This window comes from Herbaspirillum sp. VT-16-41 (assembly GCF_001994935.1).
Lineage (GTDB): Bacteria > Pseudomonadota > Gammaproteobacteria > Burkholderiales > Burkholderiaceae_D > Herbaspirillum > Herbaspirillum frisingense.
This window is the reverse complement of sequence record NZ_MUXB01000095.1, coordinates 130,124-153,281: the sequence shown is the minus strand read 5'-3', so window position 1 is coordinate 153,281 and position 23,158 is coordinate 130,124. Positions and strand designations below refer to the sequence as shown.

The 23,158-nt window shown below is 63.5% G+C and carries 23 protein-coding genes and 1 tRNA gene; 14 read left to right on the top strand and 10 right to left on the bottom strand.

The window, feature by feature from the left end; all coding sequences use genetic code 11:
* Positions 1–111: 111 nt before the first annotated feature.
* The 3 genes from BTM36_RS07670 to BTM36_RS07660 form a co-directional block, all read right to left on the bottom strand.
* A complete protein-coding gene (locus tag BTM36_RS07670; protein WP_077235793.1) occupies positions 112–1,404 on the bottom strand; it encodes an HlyC/CorC family transporter in 1,293 nt (430 codons plus the stop codon).
* A gap of 157 nt (positions 1,405–1,561) precedes the next feature.
* A complete protein-coding gene (locus tag BTM36_RS07665) occupies positions 1,562–2,518 on the bottom strand; it encodes a glyoxylate/hydroxypyruvate reductase A (RefSeq protein WP_077235792.1) in 957 nt (318 codons plus the stop codon).
* Positions 2,515–3,372, bottom strand: coding sequence for an IclR family transcriptional regulator (locus tag BTM36_RS07660; protein WP_077235791.1), 858 nt, complete (start codon positions 3,370–3,372; stop codon positions 2,515–2,517). The genes BTM36_RS07665 and BTM36_RS07660 overlap by 4 nt, the downstream gene beginning before the upstream one ends.
* A gap of 268 nt (positions 3,373–3,640) precedes the next feature.
* On the opposite strand from BTM36_RS07660, the gene BTM36_RS07655 reads away from it, so the two are divergent.
* The 9 genes from BTM36_RS07655 to BTM36_RS07610 all read left to right on the top strand — a co-directional run bounded on the left by BTM36_RS07655 (position 3,641) and on the right by BTM36_RS07610 (position 11,586).
* Positions 3,641–4,726: an ABC transporter ATP-binding protein gene (locus BTM36_RS07655; protein ID WP_077235790.1), complete on the top strand. Its 1,086-nt coding sequence runs from the start codon at positions 3,641–3,643 to the stop codon at positions 4,724–4,726.
* Positions 4,727–4,815: 89 nt separating this feature from the next.
* A complete protein-coding gene (locus tag BTM36_RS07650) occupies positions 4,816–5,640 on the top strand; it encodes an ABC transporter permease (RefSeq protein ID WP_077235902.1) in 825 nt (274 codons plus the stop codon).
* Positions 5,641–5,643: 3 nt separating this feature from the next.
* Positions 5,644–6,438 (top strand): ABC transporter permease, encoded by a 795-nt coding sequence (locus BTM36_RS07645; protein ID WP_006713200.1) that lies wholly within the window; start codon positions 5,644–5,646, stop codon positions 6,436–6,438.
* Positions 6,435–6,749, top strand: coding sequence for a (2Fe-2S)-binding protein (locus tag BTM36_RS07640; protein WP_077235789.1), 315 nt, complete (start codon positions 6,435–6,437; stop codon positions 6,747–6,749). The genes BTM36_RS07645 and BTM36_RS07640 overlap by 4 nt, the downstream gene beginning before the upstream one ends.
* Positions 6,746–8,197 carry an NAD(P)/FAD-dependent oxidoreductase gene (locus BTM36_RS07635; RefSeq protein WP_077235788.1) on the top strand — a complete coding sequence of 484 codons (1,452 nt, stop codon included), beginning with the start codon at positions 6,746–6,748 and terminating at the stop codon, positions 8,195–8,197. Before BTM36_RS07640 ends, BTM36_RS07635 begins: the two co-directional genes overlap by 4 nt.
* Positions 8,194–9,402 (top strand): FAD-binding oxidoreductase, encoded by a 1,209-nt coding sequence (locus tag BTM36_RS07630; protein ID WP_077235787.1) that lies wholly within the window; start codon positions 8,194–8,196, stop codon positions 9,400–9,402. The genes BTM36_RS07635 and BTM36_RS07630 overlap by 4 nt, the downstream gene beginning before the upstream one ends.
* Positions 9,399–10,451, top strand: a complete 1,053-nt coding sequence (locus BTM36_RS07625; protein ID WP_077235786.1) for an ABC transporter substrate-binding protein — start codon at positions 9,399–9,401, stop codon at positions 10,449–10,451. Before BTM36_RS07630 ends, BTM36_RS07625 begins: the two co-directional genes overlap by 4 nt.
* A gap of 512 nt (positions 10,452–10,963) precedes the next feature.
* A complete protein-coding gene (infA, locus tag BTM36_RS07615) occupies positions 10,964–11,227 on the top strand; it encodes a translation initiation factor IF-1 (protein WP_006713209.1) in 264 nt (87 codons plus the stop codon).
* A gap of 101 nt (positions 11,228–11,328) precedes the next feature.
* Positions 11,329–11,586, top strand: a complete 258-nt coding sequence (locus BTM36_RS07610; protein WP_077235785.1) for a hypothetical protein — start codon at positions 11,329–11,331, stop codon at positions 11,584–11,586.
* Positions 11,587–11,704: 118 nt separating this feature from the next.
* On the opposite strand, the gene BTM36_RS07605 is transcribed toward BTM36_RS07610, so the two are convergent.
* A tRNA-Pro gene (locus BTM36_RS07605) sits at positions 11,705–11,781 on the bottom strand.
* A gap of 17 nt (positions 11,782–11,798) precedes the next feature.
* Positions 11,799–12,749 (bottom strand): octaprenyl diphosphate synthase, encoded by a 951-nt coding sequence (gene ispB, locus BTM36_RS07600; protein WP_306460531.1) that lies wholly within the window; start codon positions 12,747–12,749, stop codon positions 11,799–11,801.
* Between the two features lie 360 nt (positions 12,750–13,109).
* On the opposite strand from ispB, the gene rplU reads away from it, so the two are divergent.
* The 4 genes from rplU to proB all read left to right on the top strand — a co-directional run bounded on the left by rplU (position 13,110) and on the right by proB (position 16,288).
* Complete coding sequence (gene rplU / locus BTM36_RS07595) at positions 13,110–13,421, top strand: 50S ribosomal protein L21 (protein WP_006713215.1); 312 nt, start codon at positions 13,110–13,112, stop codon at positions 13,419–13,421.
* A gap of 48 nt (positions 13,422–13,469) precedes the next feature.
* A complete protein-coding gene (gene rpmA, locus BTM36_RS07590) occupies positions 13,470–13,727 on the top strand; it encodes a 50S ribosomal protein L27 (protein ID WP_006713216.1) in 258 nt (85 codons plus the stop codon).
* A gap of 220 nt (positions 13,728–13,947) precedes the next feature.
* The gene (gene cgtA, locus BTM36_RS07585) at positions 13,948–15,057 is read left to right on the top strand and encodes an Obg family GTPase CgtA (protein ID WP_006713217.1); all 1,110 of its coding nucleotides are present in this window, start codon (positions 13,948–13,950) and stop codon (positions 15,055–15,057) included.
* A 112-nt stretch (positions 15,058–15,169) separates the two neighbouring features.
* A complete protein-coding gene (proB, locus tag BTM36_RS07580; RefSeq protein WP_077235783.1) occupies positions 15,170–16,288 on the top strand; it encodes a glutamate 5-kinase in 1,119 nt (372 codons plus the stop codon).
* Positions 16,289–16,661: 373 nt separating this feature from the next.
* Here the strand turns inward: proB and BTM36_RS07575 are convergent, their stop codons facing one another.
* Together BTM36_RS07575 and BTM36_RS07570 are read right to left on the bottom strand one after the other, a co-directional pair.
* On the bottom strand, positions 16,662–17,240 hold the full coding sequence (locus BTM36_RS07575; RefSeq protein WP_077235782.1) for a CNP1-like family protein: 579 nt from the start codon (positions 17,238–17,240) through the stop codon (positions 16,662–16,664).
* A 5-nt stretch (positions 17,241–17,245) separates the two neighbouring features.
* Positions 17,246–17,836: an RNA pyrophosphohydrolase gene (locus BTM36_RS07570; protein WP_006713220.1), complete on the bottom strand. Its 591-nt coding sequence runs from the start codon at positions 17,834–17,836 to the stop codon at positions 17,246–17,248.
* Positions 17,837–18,063: 227 nt separating this feature from the next.
* Between BTM36_RS07570 and BTM36_RS07565 the strand changes: the two genes are divergently transcribed.
* Positions 18,064–19,791 carry a proline--tRNA ligase gene (locus tag BTM36_RS07565; RefSeq protein WP_006713221.1) on the top strand — a complete coding sequence of 576 codons (1,728 nt, stop codon included), beginning with the start codon at positions 18,064–18,066 and terminating at the stop codon, positions 19,789–19,791.
* Positions 19,792–19,884: 93 nt separating this feature from the next.
* Here BTM36_RS07565 and BTM36_RS07560 read toward each other — a convergent pair whose 3' ends face one another.
* The 3 genes from BTM36_RS07560 to ffh all read right to left on the bottom strand — a co-directional run bounded on the left by BTM36_RS07560 (position 19,885) and on the right by ffh (position 22,965).
* The gene (locus tag BTM36_RS07560; RefSeq protein WP_077235901.1) at positions 19,885–20,292 is read right to left on the bottom strand and encodes a hypothetical protein; all 408 of its coding nucleotides are present in this window, start codon (positions 20,290–20,292) and stop codon (positions 19,885–19,887) included.
* A gap of 380 nt (positions 20,293–20,672) precedes the next feature.
* Positions 20,673–21,176, bottom strand: a complete 504-nt coding sequence (locus BTM36_RS07555) for an SWIB/MDM2 domain-containing protein (RefSeq protein ID WP_077235781.1) — start codon at positions 21,174–21,176, stop codon at positions 20,673–20,675.
* Positions 21,177–21,594: 418 nt separating this feature from the next.
* The gene (gene ffh / locus BTM36_RS07550; protein WP_077235900.1) at positions 21,595–22,965 is read right to left on the bottom strand and encodes a signal recognition particle protein; all 1,371 of its coding nucleotides are present in this window, start codon (positions 22,963–22,965) and stop codon (positions 21,595–21,597) included.
* Between the last annotated feature and the right edge of the window lie 193 nt (positions 22,966–23,158).

Below are 23,158 nucleotides of genomic sequence, written 5' to 3'. Positions count from 1 at the left end.
GGACTCCTCCGCGCAAAGGGGAGCCAGTCTCCCACGCAAGCTTGCGCGCGGCCAAGCGGGCTGGCCGATTGCCTGCGTCAAAGTCGGCAGAGTTCGATACAGGAACAGGCCCTAGTCGCCTCGCGTTTGCGACTGCGGCACGGCGATCAGCTTGACCATGCGGATCGCCTGGTTCTGGACCTGCACGATTTCGATCACGCAGCCCTCGAACTTCACGGCCACGCTGGCTTCGGGGATGTCCTGCAGGGTTTCCAGCAGCAGGCCGTTGATGGTCTTGGGGCCATCCAGCGGCAGCGTCAGGCCCAGGCGCTTGTTGATGTCGCGCAGGGTGGTGCTGCCTTCGAGCAGGCAACTGCCGTCCTTGTCCCAGCCAAAGCCTTCACCCGAGGAGCCGGGCGAGGAGGTGGTGAATTCGCCGATCATCTCTTCGATGATGTCTTCCAGGGTCACCAGGCCCTGCACCTCGCCGTATTCATCGACGACGATGCCCAGGCGCTCGTGATTCTCCTGGAAATACTGAAGCTGCGTGAAGACGTCGGTTTCCACCGGCACGTAATACGGGACCGACAGCAGGGCACGGATATCGTCGTGGCTGATGTCCTCTTCCTGGCGGAACAGCGACACCGTCTTGCGCACATGCAGGATGCCGACGATATGGTTGATTTCCCCTTCGTAGACCGGCAGCTTGTTGTGATAGCAGGTGGCCAGCTGGTGCAGGATCTCTTCCACCGGCGCGGCCAGGTTCAGGGCCTCGACCTGGGCACGCGGCGTCATCACGTCTTCCACCGAGATCTTTTCCAGGTCGAACAGGTTCAGCAGGATGCTCTTGTGCTTCTGCGGGATGAAGCTGCCGCCTTCGAGCACGATGGAGCGCAGTTCTTCCGGCGAGATGCGCTGTTCGGCTGCCCGCGCCCCGGTCTTGATGCGCAACAGCTTCAGGATCGCCGAGACGAAGATGTTGACGAACCAGATCAGCGGCTTGGCCAGCCGCATGAGCGGCTTGAGCACGAAACTGGTGAACAGGGCAATGCGTTCGGGATAGGTGGCCCCGATCACCTTGGGGACGATTTCGGCAAAGATGATCAGCAAGGCCGCCACGAAGGCGGTGGCGGCGGTGATCACGCGCTGGTGGTTGCCGAAGGCGGTAATGGCCAGCGCCGTCACCAGCGCGGTGGCCAGTGCATTGATGAGGGTATTGGCGATCAGGATCAGCGACAGCAGCCGTTCAGTGCGATCGAGCAGCCACAGGATGGTGATGGCGGCACGGTTGCCCTGTTTGGCCAGGTGCCGCAGGCGATGGCGGTTGGCGGCCATCAGCGCCGTCTCGGTCATCGAAAAGAAGGCCGAGAGCAGGATCAGGATCAGGAGTGCAAGAGCTTGCACCCATATGGGTACGGTATCCAAACGTTGCCGTCAGGTTGATTGCCCTCGCGCACGGGAGGGATTCGGCGGACCTGCTTGCCTGTGGCCAGGGCGGGCAGGGCGGCCAGCGAGCGCCAAAGTCTAGACGATGGGGGCCTATCCCGCAAGCCGGGCCGGCGCGGAAGGGGGTGCTTGCCCCTCAGTAACCCCGCACACGGTCATACAGATGCGGTGGCGGCAGCCCACCCAGCATGGCCGAGATGGCTACCGCCGCCTGGCGGGCGCGCTCCCGCCGCGACGGCGTCGCCGCCGCATGCGGCGTCACCAGCACGCGGGGGTGGCGCCAGACCGCCGCGTCGGCAGGCAAGGGCTCTTCATCGAACACGTCCAGCACGGCGCCCGACAGCTGGCCCTCGTCCAGCGCGGCCAGCAGGTCGGGCAGGCACAGGTGGCTGCCGCGCCCGACGTTGATGACGGCCGCGCCACGTGGCAGCTGGCGCAGCAGGTCGGCGTCGAGCAGGTGGCGGGTGTCCTCGGTTTCCGGCAGGAGGCAGATCAGGATATCGGTGCGCGCCAGGAAGGCAGGCAACTGGTCGGCACCGGCATAACAGCTCAGTCCCTTTTCGCTGCGCGGCGAGCGCGCCCAGCCGGCGGTGTCGAAACCGATGGTGGCGTGCATGCGCGCCGTGGCCAGCCCCAGCGCCCCCAGGCCGAGCACGCCCACCCGGGTTTCCAGGGCGGTGCGCGGGGTGGAGAACTCCAGCCATTGCGCCCTTGCCTGCTGAGCAACGATGCGCGGCATGTCCTTCAACAGCATGAGGCTGCTCATGACGGTGAATTCGGCCATGCGCTGCTGGGTTTCGGGCGTGACCATGCGCACGATGGGCAGGTCCGGCAAGTGCGGATCGGCCAGGATGTGGTCGACCCCGGCCGCGCTGCTGATGATGGCCTTCAGGTTGGGGAAGCGGGCCAGGCGCCCCGCTTCGGGTTGCCAGACCAGGACATATTCCACCCGGGCCGGATCGACTTCAGGGTCGTCCCAGGCGCACACCTCCAGTCCCAGTCCGGGGGCGAACTCATGGAAACTGGCGCGCCACTCCGGTAGCGCGGCGGCACCGCCGGACTTGACCAGCAGTACGGGGGAGGAAGAACTCATGGGCGGGGCTCCACAGGATTGGCCTGATGCATGGGACGGCGCAATGCCGGGTCGAAGGGATTGATCTGGCGCGACAGCGCCGCGGCTTCCCGTTGCAACATCTGTACCACGGTTGGCAGACGTTCCTCGGTCAGGCGCGAGGTGAGCGTGCCCACGCTGAGCGCACCGACGATGGCGCCGCTGCAGTCGAACAGCGGCACGCCCAGGCCGGCCATGCCGTCGAGCAGACCCGCCTGGCGTGCTGCATAGCCGGTTTCACGCACACGCTCGATTTCGGTGCGCAGGTAGACCTCGTCATAGACCCCGAACTCGCGCAGGCGCGGCACGTTGTAGCGGATCACTTCCTCGCGCTCCTGCTCCGGCAGGAAGGCGAGGATGGACAGCGCACCCTGGCCCACGCCCAGCGCCACCCGGCCGCCGATGTCGCCGGTGAAGGCACGGATCGGGAAGGGACCGTCGACCCGGTCCACGCAGACCGCGTCGAAGCGCGAGCGTACCAGCAGGAAGACAGTGTCGCCCAGGCTGCCGCACAGGCGCAGCAGCGCCGGCCGGCACAGGCTGCGCAGGTCGGAGGCATTGCCGGCGCGCGCGGCCAGCGCGAACAGGTCCATCCCCAGGCGGTACAGCTTGCTGCGTTCATCCTGCTCCACCACGCCTTCGCTGACCAGGGCCTGCAGCAGGCGGTGCGTGGTGCCTTGCGTGAGGCCGATGGCCTTGGCCACCTGGGTCACCCGCATGCCTTGCGGTGGTGCATCGGCCAGTGCGCGCAACACCGCGAAGGTGCGCTGGATGCCGTTGACCGGCAGGGTGGCCGGGGCGGTGGTCGAGGAGGCCTCGTCGTTGTCGTCGCTCATGAGGGGGCTGTTGTCTGCTGGGTGGAATCGGTGGCGTCACGCCCTCCGAGTTATTCCATCTGATGAAATAATTATTAAAAATTTCCTGTCTGTCGAAATACGATAGCAGAATTGGCACCGAAATTGCATCAATAACGAAACAGGAGACGCGCATATCACCCCAGTCCTTGAGGTGGATGCGACTTTACAGATGAATGCATCGGAGTGCCCGCCGGCCGACAAGCCCGCCAGCCGCGCAGCGCCCGAACTTTGCGACAGGGAGCTTGCAATGTCATTTCTCACGCTGACCAATGTCAGTAAGTTCTACGGCGATACCCAGGCGGTATCGGGCTTCAACCTGACGGTGGAGAAGGGGGAATTCATTTCCCTGCTGGGACCCTCCGGTTGCGGCAAGACCACCACCCTGCAGATGATTGCGGGCTTCGAGAACGTCAGCGGCGGCCGCATCGAACTTGATGGCCGCGACATCACCCATGCCAAGCCCAATACCCGTGGCCTGGGCATCGTGTTCCAGACCTATGCGCTGTTCCCGCACATGACGGTGGAGCAGAACGTGGCCTTCGGCCTGGAGATGCGCAAGTGCGCGCCCGCCGAGAAGCGCGACCGCGTGGCGCAGGCGCTGGCCCTGGTGCACCTGGAAAAGCATGGCGCCCGTTATCCGCGTGAACTGTCCGGCGGCCAGCGTCAGCGCGTGGCCCTGGCGCGCGCGCTGGTGATCGCACCGCCCGTGCTGCTGCTGGACGAGCCGCTGTCCAACCTGGACGCCAAGCTGCGCGAGGAAATGCAATTCGAACTGCGCGACATCCAGCGCAAGGTCGGCACCACCACCATCATGGTGACCCACGATCAGAGCGAGGCCATGTCCATCAGCGATCGCGTGGTGGTGATGGAGGCCGGGCATATCACCCAGGTGGGCCGTCCCATCAATGTGTATGAACATCCGGCCAATCGCTTCATCTCCACCTTCGTGGGCAAGGCCAACCTGCTGGAAGGCCAGGTGGTGGGCGCTGCCGGCGAGCGCGCCGATATCGCCGTGGGCGGCATGATGCTCAGCCTGGAGAGCAACGACAGTGGCCTGCGCGGCGGCGGTCGCGTGGTGCTGGGTCTGCGTCCGGAAAAGATCCGCTGTACCGAGCCCGGCCAGGGCCGCTGCAATGGCGAGGTGGTACGCCGCTTCTTCCTGGGTAGCCAGTGGATGTACGAGGTGCAGACGCCGCTGGGACTGCTGTCCGTGCTGGCCCCCAACGATGGCGCCGAGGCGCTGGAGCAGGGCGCGACGCTGGGCCTGGCCTGGAGCGACTTCAACCTGCGCCTGGTCTCCACCGCCCGTAGCGACGAACGGGTGCCGGCATGAGTGCGGCCGGTACCTCGCCGGCGGTGGCATCCGTCGTGACGGCACCGCAAGGCGGCAAGGCCCCCGGCCAGCGCAGCCTGCCCTGGCTGATGTCGGCCCCGGCCATCCTGCTGTGCACGGTGATGCTGCTGGTCCCGTTGCTGCTGACCTTCGTGCTGTCCTTCAATGCCTATGACGCCGAGACCGGTCCCAAGGCCGGGACCTTCACGCTGGAGCATTACCAGGCGGTGCTCACCGATCCCTACTACTACGCCATCTTCTGGCGCACGCTGTGGATCTCGGGCCTGGTCACGCTGATCTGCATCGTGCTGGGCGCGCCGGAAGCCTACATCCTCAATCGCATGCGCAAGCCCTGGCGTTCCGTCATGCTGCTGGTGGTGCTGGCACCGCTGATGATTTCGGTGGTGGTGCGGGCCTTCGGCTGGAGCATGCTGCTGGGACCGGAAGGCCTGATCAACAGCCTGCTGATGGCGCTGGGTTTCAGTCGCGTCAAACTGCTCTATACCGAGACGGCCATCGTCATCGCCCTGGTGCATGTGATGCTGCCCTTCATGGTGATTCCGGTGTGGACCTCGCTGCAAAAGCTCGATGGTGGTGTGGCCAATGCTGCGCTGTCGCTGGGAGCCTCGCCCACGACCGTGCTGCGCCGTATCGTGCTGCCGCAGATCATGCCGGGCATCCTCTCGGGCAGCCTGATCGTCTTCGGCCTGTCGGCCAGCTCCTTTGCCATTCCGGGTCTCCTGGGCGGACGTCGCCTGAAGATGATGGCCACCATCATCTACGACGAATACCTGCACGAACTGAACTGGCCCCTGGGCGCGGCCATCGCGCTGCTGCTGCTGGTGGCCAACCTGGTCATCATGCTGGGCTGGAATCGCATGATCGAACGTCGCTACAAGAAAGCGCTGGGCTGAACCATGAACAAGAACGGACCGATTGCATTGCTGTTCAATGCGCTGGTGATCCTCTTCACGCTGGCGCCGATCCTGGTGGTGTGCGTGATCGCCTTCACCCCGGAAAACACCCTCACCATGAACGGGCCGGAATTCTCGCTGCGCTGGTTCAAGGCGGTATTCGAATTCCCCGATTTCGTCAGCTCCTTCTGGAACAGCCTGTGGCTGGCGCTGGCGGCGGCCACCATCTCCACCGTGCTGGCCATTCCGGCAGCCATGGCGCTGGTGCGTTATCCGCATCGCTGGTCGGGCGCCTTGCAGGGCCTGTTCCTGTCGCCGCTGATCATTCCCCACCTGGTGCTGGGCGTGGCCTTGCTGCGCCTGTTCTCGGTGGTGGGCGGCGCCGGCAGTTTCGGCTGGCTGGTGCTGGCGCACTCGCTGGTGGTGACGCCCTACACCATGCGCCTGATCATGGCCGCGCTGATCGGTTTCGACCGCAGTGCCGAACAGGCCGCGCTGTCGCTGGGGGCAAGCCGCTCCACGGTGTTCCTGCGCATCACGCTGCCGATGATCCTGCCGGGCATCACCGGTGGCTGGCTGCTGGCCTTCATCAACAGCTTCGATGAAGTCACCATGTCCATCTTCGTGACTTCGCCCTCGACGGTGACGCTGCCGGTGCGCATGTACATGTACGCCACCGAATCCATCGATCCGATGATGGCGGCGGTGTCGGCCCTGATGGTGGCCATCACGGCGGTGGCGATGATCATCCTGGATCGGGTCTACGGCCTGGACCGCGTACTGGTGGGGCGCACATGAGCGATTTCGCTTCTCCCCAGGGTGCGCAGCTGGTACGGCTGGCCGAGCAGGATCGCGCCACTGTCAGCTTCACCCTCGATGGTCGCGCCGTCACCGCGCTGGAAGGCGATACCGTGCTGACCGCCGTGCTGACCTGCGCCGGCAGCCTGCGCCGCAATGAATTCAGCGGCCAGCCTCGCGCCGGCTTCTGCATGATGGGCGCCTGCCAGGATTGCTGGATCGCCACCGACAGCGGTGAACGCCTGCGTGCCTGCTCCACCTTCATCCGCGCCGGCATGCAATTGCGCAGCGGCCAGGGGGAGGGCATATGAGTCGACTTCCTCCCGTGATCGTCGGCGCCGGACCGGCCGGCGTGCGCGCGGCGCAGACACTGCTGGCCCATGGCCTGCGGCCGGTGCTGATCGACGAGGCGGCCCAGGCGGGCGGCCAGATCTATCGTCAGCCGCCCGGCGGGTTCCGGCGCAGCCGCAAGACGCTCTATGGTTTCGAGGCCGGGCGCGCGCAGTCGGTGCATGCCGCCTTCCATGCCTTGCGCGAGGCCATCGATTATCGTCCGCAGACCCTGGTATGGAATGCCCAGCCCGGCCTGCTCGACCTGATGGATGGCCAGGCCCAGTCCGCGGCCACCCTGGCCTGGGAAGACATCATTGTCGCCACCGGCGCCACCGACCGCGTCCTGCCCTTCCCGGGCTGGACCACGCCGGGCGTCTATACGCTGGGTGGCGCGCAGGTTGCGCTCAAGTTCCAGGGATGCGCCATCGGCCGCTCGGTGGTGTTGGCCGGCAATGGTCCGCTGCTGTATCTGGTGGCCTATCAATACGCCAAGGCCGGTGCCCATGTGGCCGCCGTGCTCGACAGCAGCAGCCTGGTCGACCGCATCGCGGCCCTGCCAGCCATGCTGGGCCAGCCGGCCTTGCTGGCCAAGGGCATCTACTATCTGGCCTGGCTGAGGCTGCATGGCGTGCCCGTCCACACCCATGCCGAGGTGCTGCGGGTGGAGGGCGAGTCGCGCGTGCAGAGCGTGGTCTGGCGGCGTCACCTGCCTGCCCGCGCCGGTGCCAGGGCAGTTGCCGAGCGGCGCATCGATTGTGATGCCGTCGGCTTCGGTTATGCCCTGCGCTCCGAAACGCAACTGGCCGACCTGCTGGGTTGCCGCTTCCGTTTCGACCCGCTGCAGCGGGCGCATCTGCCGGTGCGCGATCGCGCTACCCGTAGCAGCGTGCCGGGCGTCTATCTGGCCGGCGACGGCGCCGGCATCATGGGTGCGGACGCTGCCGAACTGGCCGGTGAGCGTGCCGCACTGGCGCTGTTGCAGGATCGCGGCCTTACCGTCGATGGCGCCCGGGTGGCGCAGATCGAGGCCACGCTCGCGCAGATCGGCGCCTTCCGCGTGGGGCTGGAGCGGGCCTTTCCCTTCCCGGAGCACTGGGCAGCCAACGCCCCCGATGATCTGGTGATCTGCCGCTGCGAAAACATCCGCGCCGGAGAGTTGCGCGCAGCCGTGCGCGAAAAAGGCGCAGCTGAAATGAATCGCCTGAAGGCCCTGACCCGCGTGGGCATGGGGCGCTGTCAGGGGCGCATGTGCGGTGCCGCGGCAGCGGAGATACTGGCCCATGCGGCTGCGATACCGGTGGCCGAGGTCGGTCGCCTGCGCGGTCAGGCGCCGATCAAGCCCATTCCCATGGGCATGCATGTGCCGTCGGCTGCGTTGCCGTCGGCGCAGGTCATTGCCCTGCATGCCGGGGAGGATGCATCGTGAATACCGTTTCCACTGAAGTGCTCATCATCGGCGGCGGCATCGTCGGCGCATCGGCTGCGCTGGTGCTGGCCAAGGCCGGCCGTCGCGTGACGGTGCTGGAGCGCGATCTTTGTGGTTCGCGTTCAAGTGGCGTGAACTATGGCGGCGTGCGTCGCCAGGGTCGGCCCGAGGTGCAGTTGCCGCTGTCGCAGCGTGCGCACCAGATCTGGGGCGAGCTGGAGTCGCTCATCGGCACCACCGGCGAATATGAACGCAGTGGCCACTTCAAGCTGGCCCTTAGCGCAGCCGACATGCAGGCCCTGGAAGCCTACGCCGAACTGAGCCGGCCTTATGGGCTGGGCATCGAACTGATCAGTGGCGAGCGCCTGCGTGAGCAATGCCCCTGGCTGGGCGGCGCGGCGGTCGGCGGCTCCTTGTGTCCGGAAGACGGCCAGGCCAATCCACGTCTGGTATCGCCGGCCTTCGCCCGCGCTGCGCAGGCGGCCGGAGCGCGCATCATCGAGGGCTGCGAAGTGTTGCAGGTGGGCCATGACGGCCAGAGTTTCGTGGCCGAAGCACGGCATGGCGAAGCGCCTTTGCAGTTGCGCGCCGAGGTGTTGATCAACTGCGCCGGCGCCTGGGCCAACCGGGTGGCGCAAGCCTTCGGTGAGGCCGTGCCCTTGACCAGCGGTCATCCCAGCATGGTGGTGACCGAGCCCATCCCGCATTTCCTGCCCTGGAGCCTGGGCGTGGAAGGGGGATCGATCTATTGCCGCCAGGTGGCCCGTGGCAACGTGGTGCTGGGCGGCGGTCGCGGCTATGTGCTGGATGAACAGCGCGCCCGCGCCTCGCACGACTCCATCCTCGGCCTGCTGCCGCAGGCGGCGGCCTTGCTGCCTGCGCTGCGGCACGTCCACATCATCCGCACCTGGAGCGGGGTGGAAGGCTACCTGCCGGACCACCACCCGGTGATCGGCCCCAGCAGCACGCAGCCGGGCCTGCTGCACGGCTTCGGCTTCTGCGGCGCCGGTTTCCAGATCGGCCCGGCCGCCGGCGAAGCGCTGGCCGAGCTGGTGCTGCATGGCCGCAGCAATATCGACCTGGATGCATTCTCGATTGCCCGTTTTGCGCCGAGGCCTGCCGTCTCCACGGTCCCCGTGGTCGGCACCGATGGCACAGACACCCCCGACCTGCTGTCCTCCCACCCTGAAAGGAAGATCTCATGATGTCGCTTTCCCGTCCCGGCGCGCTGGCCGCCGCCCTTGGCATGACTTTGCTGGCCTGCGGGGGTGCCCAGGCACAGACCCGCACGCTCTACATCGGAATGAACGGCGGCAACATGGAAAAGACCTTCACGCAAGCGGTCTTTGGCCCCTTTGAGCAGAAGTACAACGTCAAGATCGCCGTGGTGCCGGGCGGTTCCGCCGATATCCTGGCCAAGGCCCAGGCCGCCAAGGACAAGCCGCAGATGCACCTGATGTTTCTCGATGATGGTGTGATGTACCGGGCCGTCGGCATGGGCCTGTGCGAGAAACAGAAGCCCAATCCGAACCTGGCCAACCTGCTGCCGGTGGCGCACATCAAGGACGACATGGCCACCGGCGTGACCATCAGCGTCACCGGCCTGGCCTACAACACCAAGGTCTATGCAGAGAAGGGCTGGGCGCCGCCGACCTCCTGGCTGGACCTGGCCGATCCCAAGCTGAAAGGGCGGGTGGTGTTCCAGTCGCTGCCTTCCTCGACCTTCGGGCTGCATGCCTTCCTTGCCTTCAATCAGCTCAAGGGCGGCACCGATGCCAACGTCGATCCCGGCTTCAAGGCCTGGCCATCGACCATCGGCCCCAATGTGCTGGAGTACATCTCCAACTCGGCCAAGATCTCCGAGATGGCGCAGACCGGGGAAGCCGCTCTGTTCCCTTACACCCCGACCCAATCCACCATCCTCAAGAGCAAGGGCGTGCCGGTGGAATATGTGCAGCCCAAGGAAGGCGCCATCGTGCTGATGGTGGCGCAGTGCGTGATCGCCAACAACACCGAGCCGCAACTGGCCCAGGAACTGGCGGCCTACCTGCTCTCGCCGCAGGCGCAAGCCCTGGCGCTGGAAAACGGCAACTACAACCCGACCAATACCAAGGTCCAGGTCAGCGGCCCGGCAGCGACCGAACAGGCCCGCATGAATGGCTTCGTGAAGGCGGCGCGGGCAGTGGACTGGGACGAGATCAACAAGAACCGTGCCGTCTGGAATACCCGCTGGAGCCGCACCATCGAACGATGATTCGCCGCGCAGGCGAGGTCGGCGGGTGATCTACCCTTATGGCGCAGTCGGATCATCTGGCCGATTGCAGCCAATGACAGAACCTCTGGCAGTCTTTGGCGCCACCCTTCGCGGTGGCGTTTTTTTTCGGTGCCGGTACCGCAGCTTATCTGCCGGATGGATCAATCGTTCTCGATTCTGCTGTGGCGTAGATGAGCGTGGCGTACGGGGCGCATTGGCCTTCAAGGCAAAATGCGCGTATAATGAGGGGATCGCTCAAGAAAAGAGCGGAAATCCTGATCTCCACGCGCCTTGCCGCAGTCCGATCCCTGCAATCCGCGTGATCCGCATCTTCATCCGCTTCCCCGAGTAAAGAACCAACGCTATCGGTCTCACCGCAAGCGCGTTCGCCTGTCCTCCGACCTTAACGCTCCCGGCCGCCTGTTTGCGTGGCCAGTCGTCAAAGCCAGAGATTGCAAATCCCCGAGCCCTTCCTCGCTGGAGGTCGCGCGCTCATGCACAAGAAAGAGAAAATGGCAAAAGAAGAACTGATTGAAATGCAAGGACAAGTTTCCGAAGTCCTCCCTGATTCGCGCTTCCGTGTCGCGCTGGACAACGGCCACTCGCTGATCGCCTATACGGCTGGTCGCATGAAAAAGAACTTCATCAAGATTCTGGCCGGTGACAAGGTCACCCTGGAACTGTCGCCCTACGACCTGAACAAGGGTCGCATCATCTTCCGTCACCTGGAGCAGCGCGGCCCCTCCGGCCCCCGTCCGGGCTTCCGTCGCCGCTGATCGCTGGCGCGACGCATCGCGTCGCCTGGATATGCCACCACGCCATCCGGCGTGACTGGCGAGCACGCGCTCATGGATCGGTTTTGCGAGAGAAAAAGAATATGCATCTTCCGGTCGAACATCTGGAGCAGTACAAGGGTTTCCGCGTGTCGCTGAGATGCAGTGGACGGCATGGCCAGTGGGAAGTGAGTGCGGTGCACATTGTCGACATCAGTGGCCTGGCGCCTGCCTTGTTTCCCCGTCGTCATCTCCCTGGACGTTCCGAGAGCGCTGCGCTCGCCATAGTGCGCGGCATGGCCTGGGCCAGGGCGGTCATCGACAATCTTGACCCCGCACTGGATCGCCCGATGCCGTCGTGATGAAGTATTGTGGAGGTAGAGGTGTGATGCGTGGAGGTGGGTAGCGATACTGCGATCTGCCGAGCGCACAAACAAAAACAGCGAGTCGTTTGACTCGCTGTTTTTGCATGGGAATTCCTGGTCGGGGTGAGAGGATTCGAACCTCCGGCCTCTACGTCCCGAACGTAGCGCTCTACCAGGCTAAGCTACACCCCGTCGAGTGAGATCTAATGTCAGTGATTTCGATCTACTGCGAAAGCCGATAATTCTAACAGGGATTTTTTGAATTGGCTATCGGGAAGTGAAATAATCGCGTCTGCTGCGCGTCGGGCGGCGATCTCCGCCTGTTCACGCGTGTAGGCCAGTGCGCCCGAATGGGTGATGGCCGAGAGCACCTCGTCGAAGTGCTGTTCGTCACCGTTCTCGATGCAGGTACGGACCAGGTCGCGCTGCTGCGGCGTGCCGTGCTGCATGAGCCAGATCAGCGGCAGGGTGGGCTTGCCTTCGCGCAGGTCGTCGCCGACGTTCTTGCCGATCTCGGCGCTGTTGCCCGAATAATCCAGCACGTCGTCGATCAGCTGGAAGGCGGTGCCGATGGAGCGGCCATATTCGCCCGCAGCTTCGATGCCGGCTTCGTCGGCACCTGCGATCAGGGCGCCGATCTGGCTGGCAGCCTCGAACAGCTTGGCCGTCTTGGAGCGGATCACCTGCAGGTAGCCGTTTTCGTCCACGTCGGGATTGTGCATGTTGAGCAACTGCAGGACTTCGCCCTCGGCGATGACGTTGGTGGCGTCGGCCACGATCTCCATCACGCGCGGATTGCCCACCGCCACCATCATCTGGAAGGCGCGCGAGTAGAGGAAGTCACCCACCAGCACCGAGGCGGCATTGCCGAACATGGCGTTGGCGGTCTGCTTGCCACGGCGCAACGAGGATTCGTCGACGACGTCGTCATGCAGCAGGGTCGCGGTGTGGATGAACTCGATCACCGCGGCCAGCGTGTGGTGATGCTCGCCCTTGTAGCCGAAGGCATTGGCGATGAGCACCACCAGCACCGGGCGCAGGCGCTTGCCGCCGGCGCTGATGATGTATTCGGCGACCTGATTGACCAGCGGCACCTCCGAATACAGCTGCCGACGGATGACTGCGTTGACCGCCTCCATGTCGGAGAGGATCGGTTGCATGATGGTTTGTTGCGAAGCGTTTTGTACGGCGGCAGACAAGGCGGAACCTGTGGAAAATGGTTATTCCCGGGATTATACGACGACAAGGCGGGCGCACGCCAAAGACCATGCGCGCCCGCGCGGCAGATGCGCATTGTCTGCAGGGAAACACCGGGGCTTGTGACCCTCTCTCTGGGGAAGGGTTGTGGTCATTGTCCTGGCGGAAACTCTGTTGTTCATCAGCCCGCCAAAGTGTCAAGCCTTTTGACCCTGCAGCTAAGTGCATGTATAATTTGGGGTTTTCCTGTTTCGCCAAGGGGGTTTGTGTCCCGGGCGCGTCAGGGGAAAATCGTTCTTATTCATTCATTCGTGAGGTTTCACATGTACGCGGTCATAAAAACCGGCGGCAAACAATACAAAGTTGCTGCTGGCGAAAAACTCAAAGTAGAACAGATACCGGCTGACATTGGCTCCGAAATCACTTTGGATCAAGTGCTCGCAGTGGGCGCAGGCGAAACCGTGAAGTTCGGTGCGCCGCTGGTCGCAGGTGCTACGGTGCTGGCTACTGTGGTAGCACAAGGTCGCCATGACAAGGTCCGCATCTTCAAGATGCGTCGTCGCAAGCACTACCAAAAGCGTCAAGGCCATCGTCAGAACTACACCGAACTGCAAATCGTCTCGATCAACGCCTAAGCGTTGAACTGGTCGAACTGCTCATCCAAAGTCATCAAGGAGTTTTAAATGGCACACAAAAAAGGCGGCGGCACTACGCGCAACGGCCGTGACTCAGAATCGAAACGCCTGGGCGTCAAGGTTTATGGCGGCCAAGTGATCAACGCTGGCGGCATCATCGTCCGTCAACGCGGCACCCGCGTCCACGCTGGCGAAAACGTCGGCGTCGGCAAGGACCACACCCTGTTCGCCCTGAAGGACGGCAAGGTCAAGTTCGTTGTCAAGGGCCTGCAACAGCGTCAATACGCAACCGTCGTTACGGCGTAAGCGTTCCTGTCATCCGGGTTCGCCCGGAAACCAGGCATAAAAAAGGCTCTGCCGATGGTGGAGCCTTTTTGGTTTTTTGAAGAGCCGTCAACAAAGCGCCGAGCCTTGTCTCCTCTCGGGGATGCCGGGGTTGGTCAGGCTGAAGATCCACCCGTTGCTGTGGCAAGGGTGCATCGACGTATCGACGTTTTGTTAGCGGCTCCCACGAGGCGTCAATATCATGAAATTCATCGACGAAGCACGCATTGAAGTCGTGGCGGGGGATGGCGGCAACGGTGTCGCCAGCTTTTGCCGCGAGAAATTCCGCCCCTTCGGCGGTCCCGACGGCGGCGACGGCGGCAAGGGCGGCACCATCTGGGCCGTGGCGGATCGCAACGTCAACACCCTGATCGACTACCGCTACGCCAAGCTGCATCGCGCTGGTCGTGGCGAAAATGGTCGCGGTTCCGATTGCTACGGCAAGGGCGCCGACGACGTCTATCTGCGCATGCCGGTAGGCACCCTGATCGTGGACATCAACACCGGCGAGCACATCGCCGACCTGACCTTCCACGGCCAGACCGTGATGCTGGCCAAGGGTGGCGAGGGTGGCTGGGGCAACATCCACTTCAAGACTTCCACCAACCGTGCTCCGCGTCAAAAGACCGAGGGCAAGGAAGGCGAACGCCGCGAACTGCGCCTGGAGCTGAAGGTGCTGGCCGACGTCGGTCTGCTGGGCATGCCCAATGCAGGCAAGTCGACCTTCATCACGGCCGTCTCCAACGCCCGCCCGAAGATCGCCGACTATCCTTTCACGACGCTGCATCCCAACCTGGGTGTGGTGCGCGTGAGCCACGAAAAGAGCTTCGTCATCGCCGACATCCCCGGCCTGATCGAGGGGGCGGCCGACGGCGCTGGCCTGGGGGTGCAGTTCCTGCGCCACCTGCAGCGCACTGGCCTGCTGCTGCACATCGTCGATCTGGCACCCTTCAACGAGGAAGTCGATCCGGTCAAGGAAGCTAAGGCCATCGTCAAGGAACTGAAGAAGTACGACCAGTCCCTGTTCGACAAGCCGCGTTGGCTGGTCCTGAACAAGCTGGACGTGGTGCCCGAGGCCGAGCGCGCCAAGCGCGTGAAGGATTTCGTCAAGCGCTTCGGCTGGAAGGGCCCCGTGTTCGAGATCTCTGCCCTGAACCGTGACGGTTGCGAAGACCTGATCAACGAGATCTACAGCTACCTCGAAACCAAGCGCGCCGAGGAGCATCGCTCCGAAGAGACGCAGATGACCGAGGAAGCACGCGCCATCTCCAGCATCGATCCGGACGATCCACGCTTCAAGGTCCTGGACTGATTCCGTCGCTGCGTGGCCTCTAGCGGGGCTGCGCAGCGGGGGCGGTTCGGGCTATCATCTCTGCCTGTCGGAATTTCCGACTCCCCCCAGAAGAATCAGAATCCGGAACACTATGCAATCGGTCATTCAAAGCGCCAAGCGGCTCATCATCAAGGTCGGTTCCTCGCTGGTTACCAATGACGGCAAGGGCCTGGACGCCAACGCCATCGCCCGCTGGGCCGAGCAGATCGCGCAATTGCGCGCACTCGGCAAGGAAGTGGTGCTGGTCAGTTCCGGCGCGGTCGCCGAGGGCATGCAGCGCCTGGGCTTCGACAAGCGTCCCACCGGCATCCATCATCTGCAGGCCTGCGCTGCAGTGGGCCAGATGGGTCTGGCGCAAATCTACGAAACCAGCTTCCGCAAGCACGACCTGCACACCGCACAGGTGTTGCTGACCCATGCTGACCTGGCGGATCGCGAGCGCTATCTCAATGCCCGTTCCACCCTGTTTGCCCTGCTGCAACTGGGCGTGGTGCCGGTCATCAATGAAAACGACACGGTGGTCACCGATGAAATCAAGTTCGGTGACAACGATACCCTGGGTGCCCTGGTCGCCAACCTGATCGAAGCCGATGCGCTGGTCATCCTCACCGACCAGCCCGGTCTCTTTACCGCCGATCCCCGCAAGGACCCCAAGGCCACGCTCATTGCCGAGGCACGTGCTGGCGACCCGTCGCTGGAGCTGATCGCCGGCGGCACCGGGACCGGCATCGGTCGCGGCGGCATGCTGACCAAGATCCTGGCGGCCAAGCGCGCGGCCACCTCCGGCGCGCATACGGTCATCGCCTGGGGCCGTGAAGACCAGGTCCTGACCCGTCTGGCAGCCGGTGAAGCCATCGGCACCCAGCTCAACGCCGAGACTGCACAACTGACGGCGCGCAAGCAGTGGATGGCCGATCACCTCAAGACCGCCGGGCGCGTGGTATTGGATGCCGGCGCAGTGCAGAAGCTGAGTCTGGAAGGCAAGTCGCTGCTGCCCATCGGCGTGGTGGAAGTGGCCGGGGAATTCGGCCGCGGTGATGTCATCACCTGCGTTGATGAAGCCGGACGCGCCATTGCGCGTGGCATGAGCAACTACAACAGCTCGGACGCGCGTCGCATCATTCGTCATCCATCTTCCGAGATCCAGGCCATCCTGGGCTTCGTGGAAGAGCCTGAACTGGTGCACCGGGATAACCTGGTCCTGCTCTGAGGGGCGGATTGCTTGGTGGGCAGGATATAAACGATATAAATCCTGTAAAAGATATGAAAAAACGCGGCTTGGCCGTAATGCCGTTCAGTTAAGCTTGTTACCAGCTCGAAAGCTCGCTCAGACTTTGTTTGCACCACCGCTGACCGTTCGTCCTGAGTAGCGGCGTAGCCGCGTATCGAAGGCGCGCCACAAGCTGAGCAGCGCCTTCGATACGGCCCTAAAGGGCCTACTCAGTCCGAACGGTTTCAGATGGCTTGAAGAGAACCAAGCAAAATCGCCGCGCCAAAGTCATCTGGCGCGGCGATTTTTTCTTAACTGAACGGCATTACGGCCTGGCCGCGTTTTTTCTTTGCTGCTGCTTGTGCCGTCGCGGTCAGCGGCGCACCGGGTCAATACGGGTCTGGGTCTTGAGACGATTGACGATGCTCTTGAGGTTTTCGTTGTCGGCGATCATCTTGCCGTCGCAGAAATAGTCCCGGAACAGGGCGCCATCGATACGATTGGCGCCGATATCACGGATCGGCTGCCATTTGTCGCGACGCGAGCGCGACCATTTGCCGTCCGGGTGGCCGAAGGCATAGGTCTTCTTCTCCCAGGTTTCGCAGCGCATGCCTTCGTACATCACGTTCACGGCACCGCCCTCGGTCTTGGTCAGTACCGTGTAGCGCACCACCTTGTCAGTGCCGATGGAGACCGAGTTGAGGTCCACGTACGCCTTCATGGTGGCGTTCGGGCTGAGGTAGAACTCGGCCAGGTTCTGCTGTTGCGGTGTGGGCGGCAGCTGTACGGCGATCTCCTGCCAGGGCTTTTCCTCGTCGTCGAATTCCTCGTCGAAGCTCTGTGCCAGGGCGCCGGCGCAGACGGCCAGCAGCGAGCAGGCCAGTAGCGCCTGGCGCAGGCCACGCAGGGTGATCGGAGGACGTTGTGGTGCGTTCTGCAGGGAAGAGGGCATGGGGCTCACTTGGATTCGGGCGTGGAGGCGCCGTTGAGGGGCTGGGCCTGCGTGGCCGGGCCGGTTTTCTTGTGGGGAGGCAGGGGACGGCCGGGTGGCTCGCCGCGTCGCACGGCATGGCCGGCGCGATTCAGGAAGCGCGACAATTCCTGCAGCGCCTGCTGATAGACCTCGCGCTTGAACTCGATGACCACGTCCAGCGGCACCCAGTAGTCATGCCAGCGCCAGGCATCGAACTCGGGATGCGAGGTGCCGCGCAGGTTGACGTCGCAATCGCGCCCGACCATGCGCAGCAGGAACCAGATCTGCTTCTGGCCGCGATAATGGCCGCGCACTTCGCGCTTGATGAAATGGTCGGGGACTTCGTAGCGCAGCCAGTCACGGGTGCGACCGATGATCTTGACGTGCTCGGCCCGCAGGCCGATTTCCTCTTCCAGTTCCCTAAACATCGCCTGTTCGGGGGTCTCGCCGTGCTTGATGCCGCCTTGCGGGAATTGCCAGGAGTGCTCGCGTACGCGCTTGCCCCACCACACCTCGTTATTGGCGTTGAGCAGGATGATGCCGACGTTCGGGCGGAAGCCTTCTCGATCCAGCATGGTGATCCTCAAACTTTCTGCGGCTGGAAGTGCCTTTCGGGCAGGCTCATGCGACTGCGGGCGCGCCGATGGAAATCGGTGCGCCAGGCGGGTCAGGAGCAATCACATCGATGCACGGATGTCATTGAAACTAGGAGCAAATCTGCAAAGAAAGGGCGCATCAGCCAGCTAATCCTTTAAAATTAGAACGATTATAACCCTCCTCTTTTTAAAAAGAACCGACCGTCATGCGCGCCTCACGTTTTTTTATTTCCACCCTGAAAGAAGCCCCTTCCGACGCTGAAATCGTCAGCCACAAGCTGATGATGCGGGCCGGGATGATCAAGCGTCTGGGTGCCGGCATCTATACCTACATGCCGATGGGGTTGCGCGTGATCCGCAAGGTCGAAGCCATCGTGCGCGAGGAAATGAACCGTGCCGGCGCCGTCGAGCTGTTGATGCCGGTGGTGCAGCCGGCCGAGCTGTGGCAGGAGACCGGGCGCTGGAACAAGATGGGCGCCGAGCTCATGCGCGTGAAGGATCGCCATGGTCGCGACTTCGCCATCCAGCCGACCTCCGAGGAAGTGGTCACCGACGTGGCGCGCTCCGAGCTGCGCAGCTACAAGCAGCTGCCGGTGAACTTCTATCACATCCAGACCAAGTTCCGCGACGAGCGTCGCCCGCGCTTCGGTCTGATGCGCGGGCGCGAATTCACGATGAAGGATGCCTATTCCTTCGACCGCGACATCGACGGCCTGAAGAAGTCCTACCAGGCCATGTATGACGCCTACGTGCGCATCTTCACCCGTTTCGGACTGCAGTTCCGCGCGGTGGCGGCCGACAACGGTGCCATCGGCGGTTCCGGCTCGCATGAGTTCCACGTGATCGCCGCCACCGGCGAAGACGCACTGGTCTATTGCCCCACCTCCGACTACGCCGCCAACATGGAAGCGGCCGAAGCCCTGCCGGTGGACAGCGCCCGTGGCGCCGCTACCCAGGCGCTGGAAAAGACCGCCACGCCAGGCAAGTCCAAGTGCGAGGCGGTGGCCGAGTTGCTGGGCCTGCCGCTGGCGCGCACCGTCAAGTCCATCGTCCTGGCCGTGGACAACGATGATCCTGCCAAGAAGGAAATCTGGCTGCTGCTGCTGCGTGGAGACCACGAGCTCAACGAAGTGAAGGCCAGCAAGATCCCTGGTCTGGCCACCTATCGTTTCGCCAACGAAGCCGAGATCGTCGAATGGTTCGGCACGCCCCCAGGCTATCTGGGCCCGATCGGTACCAAGAAGCCGGTCAAGGTTGTGGCCGACCGTACCGTCGCCAACATGGCCGACTTCGTCTGCGGCGCTAACGAGGCTGATTTCCACTACACCGGCGCCAACTGGGGCCGTGACTTGCCCGAACCGGTGGTGGCCGATATCCGCAACGTGGTCGAAGGCGACGCCTCGCCGGATGGCCAGGGTGTGCTGGCGATCCAGCGCGGCATCGAAGTGGGCCACGTGTTCCAGCTGGGTACGACCTATTCCGAGGCGATGAAGGCGACCTATCTGGATGAGGCCGGCAAGCCGCAACCGCTGGTGATGGGTTGCTACGGCATCGGCGTGACCCGCATCCTGGGCGCGGCCATCGAACAGAATTTCGACGAGCGTGGCATCATCTGGCCGACTTCGATTGCACCGTTCGAGGTCGTGCTCTGCCCGATGGGTTATGACCGCAGCGAAGCCGTCAAGACCGAGATCGACAAGCTGTATGCGCAATTGACCGAGGCAGGCGTGGATGTGGTGCTGGATGATCGTGGCGAACGCCCCGGCGCGATGTTCGCCGACTGGGAACTGATCGGCGTGCCACATCGTATCGTCGTCGGTGATCGTGGCCTCAAGGATGGCAACATCGAATACCAGGGCCGTCGCGACAGCGAAGCCACCCAGGTCCCGCTGGCTGAGGCGCTGGCCTTCATCCAGGGCAAGCTGGCAGCTTGAGCCACCCTGGTGCTGCGGTGACGCAGCAATGAAAAAGGCGGACGCCACGGCGTCCGCCTTTGTTTTGGTCGCAGCTGGAGCAGCTACGCCGTCTTACTTCGCCGGAACGATGGTCACCGTTTCGCGCAGGATCCCGCCGTCGGCAACGCTGCCTTCGGTACGCCCCTGGCCATTGACGCGCTTTTCGCAATCGATGCGATCGGATTGCGGCAGGCCTTCGCAGCGGCGCAGCGCGTTTTCCTTCAGCTGGCTCGCGCCCGGATCGGTCAACGTGCCGCGCGCGGCCGCCTGTTGCGCGGCGCCTGCTTCACGCAGGCAGGTCGCACGGTCTTCGGTGGAGCTACCGTTCTTGCAGGCAGCGATCTGTTGCTGGTACTCCGTATTGCTTGCCTTGCCGGCAGCCAATACATGCGAGGCGCCGCCCAGGGCGGCCAGGCCGATCACGAGCGCGCTGGCCGAGCGCAGGACCTGGTGACGCAGGCTGTGGGTGTGGTTTGGCATGGTCATTTCCTTTCTCTTGGTAATGAGCTTCCAAGCTCATCAGTGGATGGCATATTGATAGACCCGGCGTTGCTTGTTCAGTTCTGCGGGATGGGAGGTGAGAGTGAGCAAGAGGTCAGCAAGAGGTCCTTGCCACGCGCACCAGTGCAGAACATGCATTCTATGGGATCGCTACGGCGGCTGCCATCAGAAAAGCCCGCCTACGGGCGTCGGAAAAGCGGAAGCGTTGAGGTTGTCCGAGGCGGATCGCTGTCTGCCAAGCCTGCCTGCGACCGCGCTGGGTGGAAGCGGCCCCGTCTGAAACATCCAGAAACAAAAACGCCCGCATGATTTCTGCGGGCGTTTTTGTTTGCAAGTCGCTTGCAAACCGCGGGCGTCGATCAGCTCAGGTGAGCCGAGATCAGCTTGGTCATTTCGAACATCGTGACTTGCTTCTTGCCACCGAAGATCGCCTTGAGCTTGTCATCAGCATCGATGTTGCGCTTGTTCTCGGCGTTCTGCAGCTTGTTCTTCTTGATGTATTCCCACACCTTCTTGGTCACTTCGGTGCGTGGCAGCGGCTTGGCGCCAACCACTTCGCCCAGTGCTGCCGACGGCGTCAGCGGCTTCATGAAGGCGGCGTTGGGAGTGCGCTTTGCTGCGGGCTTCTTGGCGGCGGGCTTGGCAGCCGGTTTTGCTGCGGCTTTCTTGGGGGCTGCCTTGGGTGCGGCTTTCGGAGCTGCCTTGGCCGCCGGCTTGGCTGCGGGTTTGGCCGCTGCCTTTGGCGCTGCCTTCGGTGCTGCGGCTTTCGCGGCAGGCTTAGCTGCCGGTTTTGCTGCCGGCTTGGCGGCGGGTTTTGCTGCTGGCTTCTTTACTGCGGCTGCTGCTTTTTTTGCTGTGGCCATCTGAAAGACTCCTCACAAGAATGAGATGAATGCGTCAATTTACGCACCGCTAATAGTGGTGCTCTTTGCACGGCCATGCAAGTATTTTTTGGCAGATTTCCGGATGAAATAACCAGGAAACAACGAGCCGCTCCGATCCGGCGTCAAGCCGCGCCGGTAAAGGGATCGCGGCGGATGCCGGCAGGTCGTGGAAGGACCCCTCGCGTGCGGTTTGCGAGGCTGCCCGGAAGATGAAAAAAGGACATGACCGCAGCCGCGCGCGAGGGCATCTGCCAGTGATCCGGAGAGGGGGGAATGCGGGTGGAGGAATACAGCAGGGGAGGGGCAGGGCAGCGGGAAAGGGCGGCAGGAAGATGGTGCGGGAAACGCCTGGTGCCAGCCGAAAAGCCAGCACCAGAAAGGGATTCCGGTGATCAGGTCAGCGCATGCCGCCGGGCAGCATGCCCTTCATGCCGCGCATCATCTTCATCATGCCGCCACCCTTGAGCTTCTTCATCATCGATTGCATCTGCTCGAACTGCGACAGCATGCGATTGACTTCCTGCACCTGTACGCCGGCGCCGGCGGCGATGCGGCGCTTGCGGGTAGCCTTGATCAGTTCCGGCTTGGCGCGCTCCTGCGGGGTCATGGAATTGATGATGCCTTCCATGCGACGCACCTGTTTCTCGGCCTGGTCCATGTTGGCGTTGCCGGCTGCGGCCTGCATCTGCGCCGGCAGCTTGTCCAGCAGGCTGGTGAGTCCGCCCATCTTCTTCATCTGCGACAGCTGGGCCTTGAAGTCATTGAGGTCGAACTTGCCGCCACCCTTGATCTTGTTGGCCAGGCCTTCGGCGGCTGCCATGTCCACGCCCTTGCGGGCTTCCTCGACCAGGGCCAGGATGTCGCCCATGCCCAGGATGCGGTTGGCCATGCGCGAGGGGTCGAAGGCTTCCAGACCGTCCAGCTTTTCGGCCACACCGGCGAACTTGATGGGCTTGCCGGTGATGTGACGCACCGACAGTGCCGCACCACCGCGGGAATCACCATCCAGCTTGGTGAGCACCACGCCGGTCAGTGGCAGGGCGTCGCTGAAGGCCTTGGCGGTGTTGATGGCGTCCTGGCCCAGCATGGCGTCGACCACGAACAGGGTCTCGATGGGCTTGATGGCGGCGTGCACGGCGCGGATTTCGTCCATCATGGCCTGGTCGATACCCAGACGGCCGGCGGTGTCGACGATCAGCACTTCGTGGTGATGCTTCTTGGCGTAGTCCAGCGCCGCCAGGGCGATATCGACCGGCTTGTCGGTCGGCTGGCTGGGGAAGAAGTCGGCACCGGCCTGGCCGGTCACCGTCTGCAGCTGGCCGATGGCGGCCGGGCGATAGACGTCGGCCGATACCGTCAGCACCTTCTTCTTGGTGGTTTCGCGCAGGTATTTGGCCAGCTTGCCGACGGTGGTGGTTTTACCGGCACCCTGCAGGCCTGCCATCAGGATGATCGCCGGCGGCTGCGTGGCGAAGTTCAGTTGCGAGGCTTCCGGGCCCAGATCGGCGCCCATCAGGCTGGCCAGTTCGCGCTGTACCACGCCCACCAGGGCTTGGCCGGGAGTCAGCGAGCCGATGACTTCCTCGCCCAGGGCTTTTTCCTTGACCTTGGCGATGAATTCGCGCACCGCCGGCAGGGCCACGTCGGCCTCCAGCAGGGCCAGGCGCACTTCGCGCAGCATCTCGGCGGTATTGGATTCGGTCAGTCGCGCCTCGCCGCGCATGGTTTTGACGACTTTGGCGAGGCGTTGGGTCAGGTTGTCTAGCATGGTGATATCTGCAAATGAGTGGATGGCCGCGGGCCAGGACTTGAGCGGCAAGGTGGCGCCGCAGGCGACGGGCAATCCTGCATTTTAACCGAAGAGCCCTGCTGCGCCCGCGTCTGCAAGCCGGCCTGCAGACCCAGATGGGGCTGCTACGTAAAATTAACAGCTTGTACAGGCCGTCCTCTTTGTGTATACA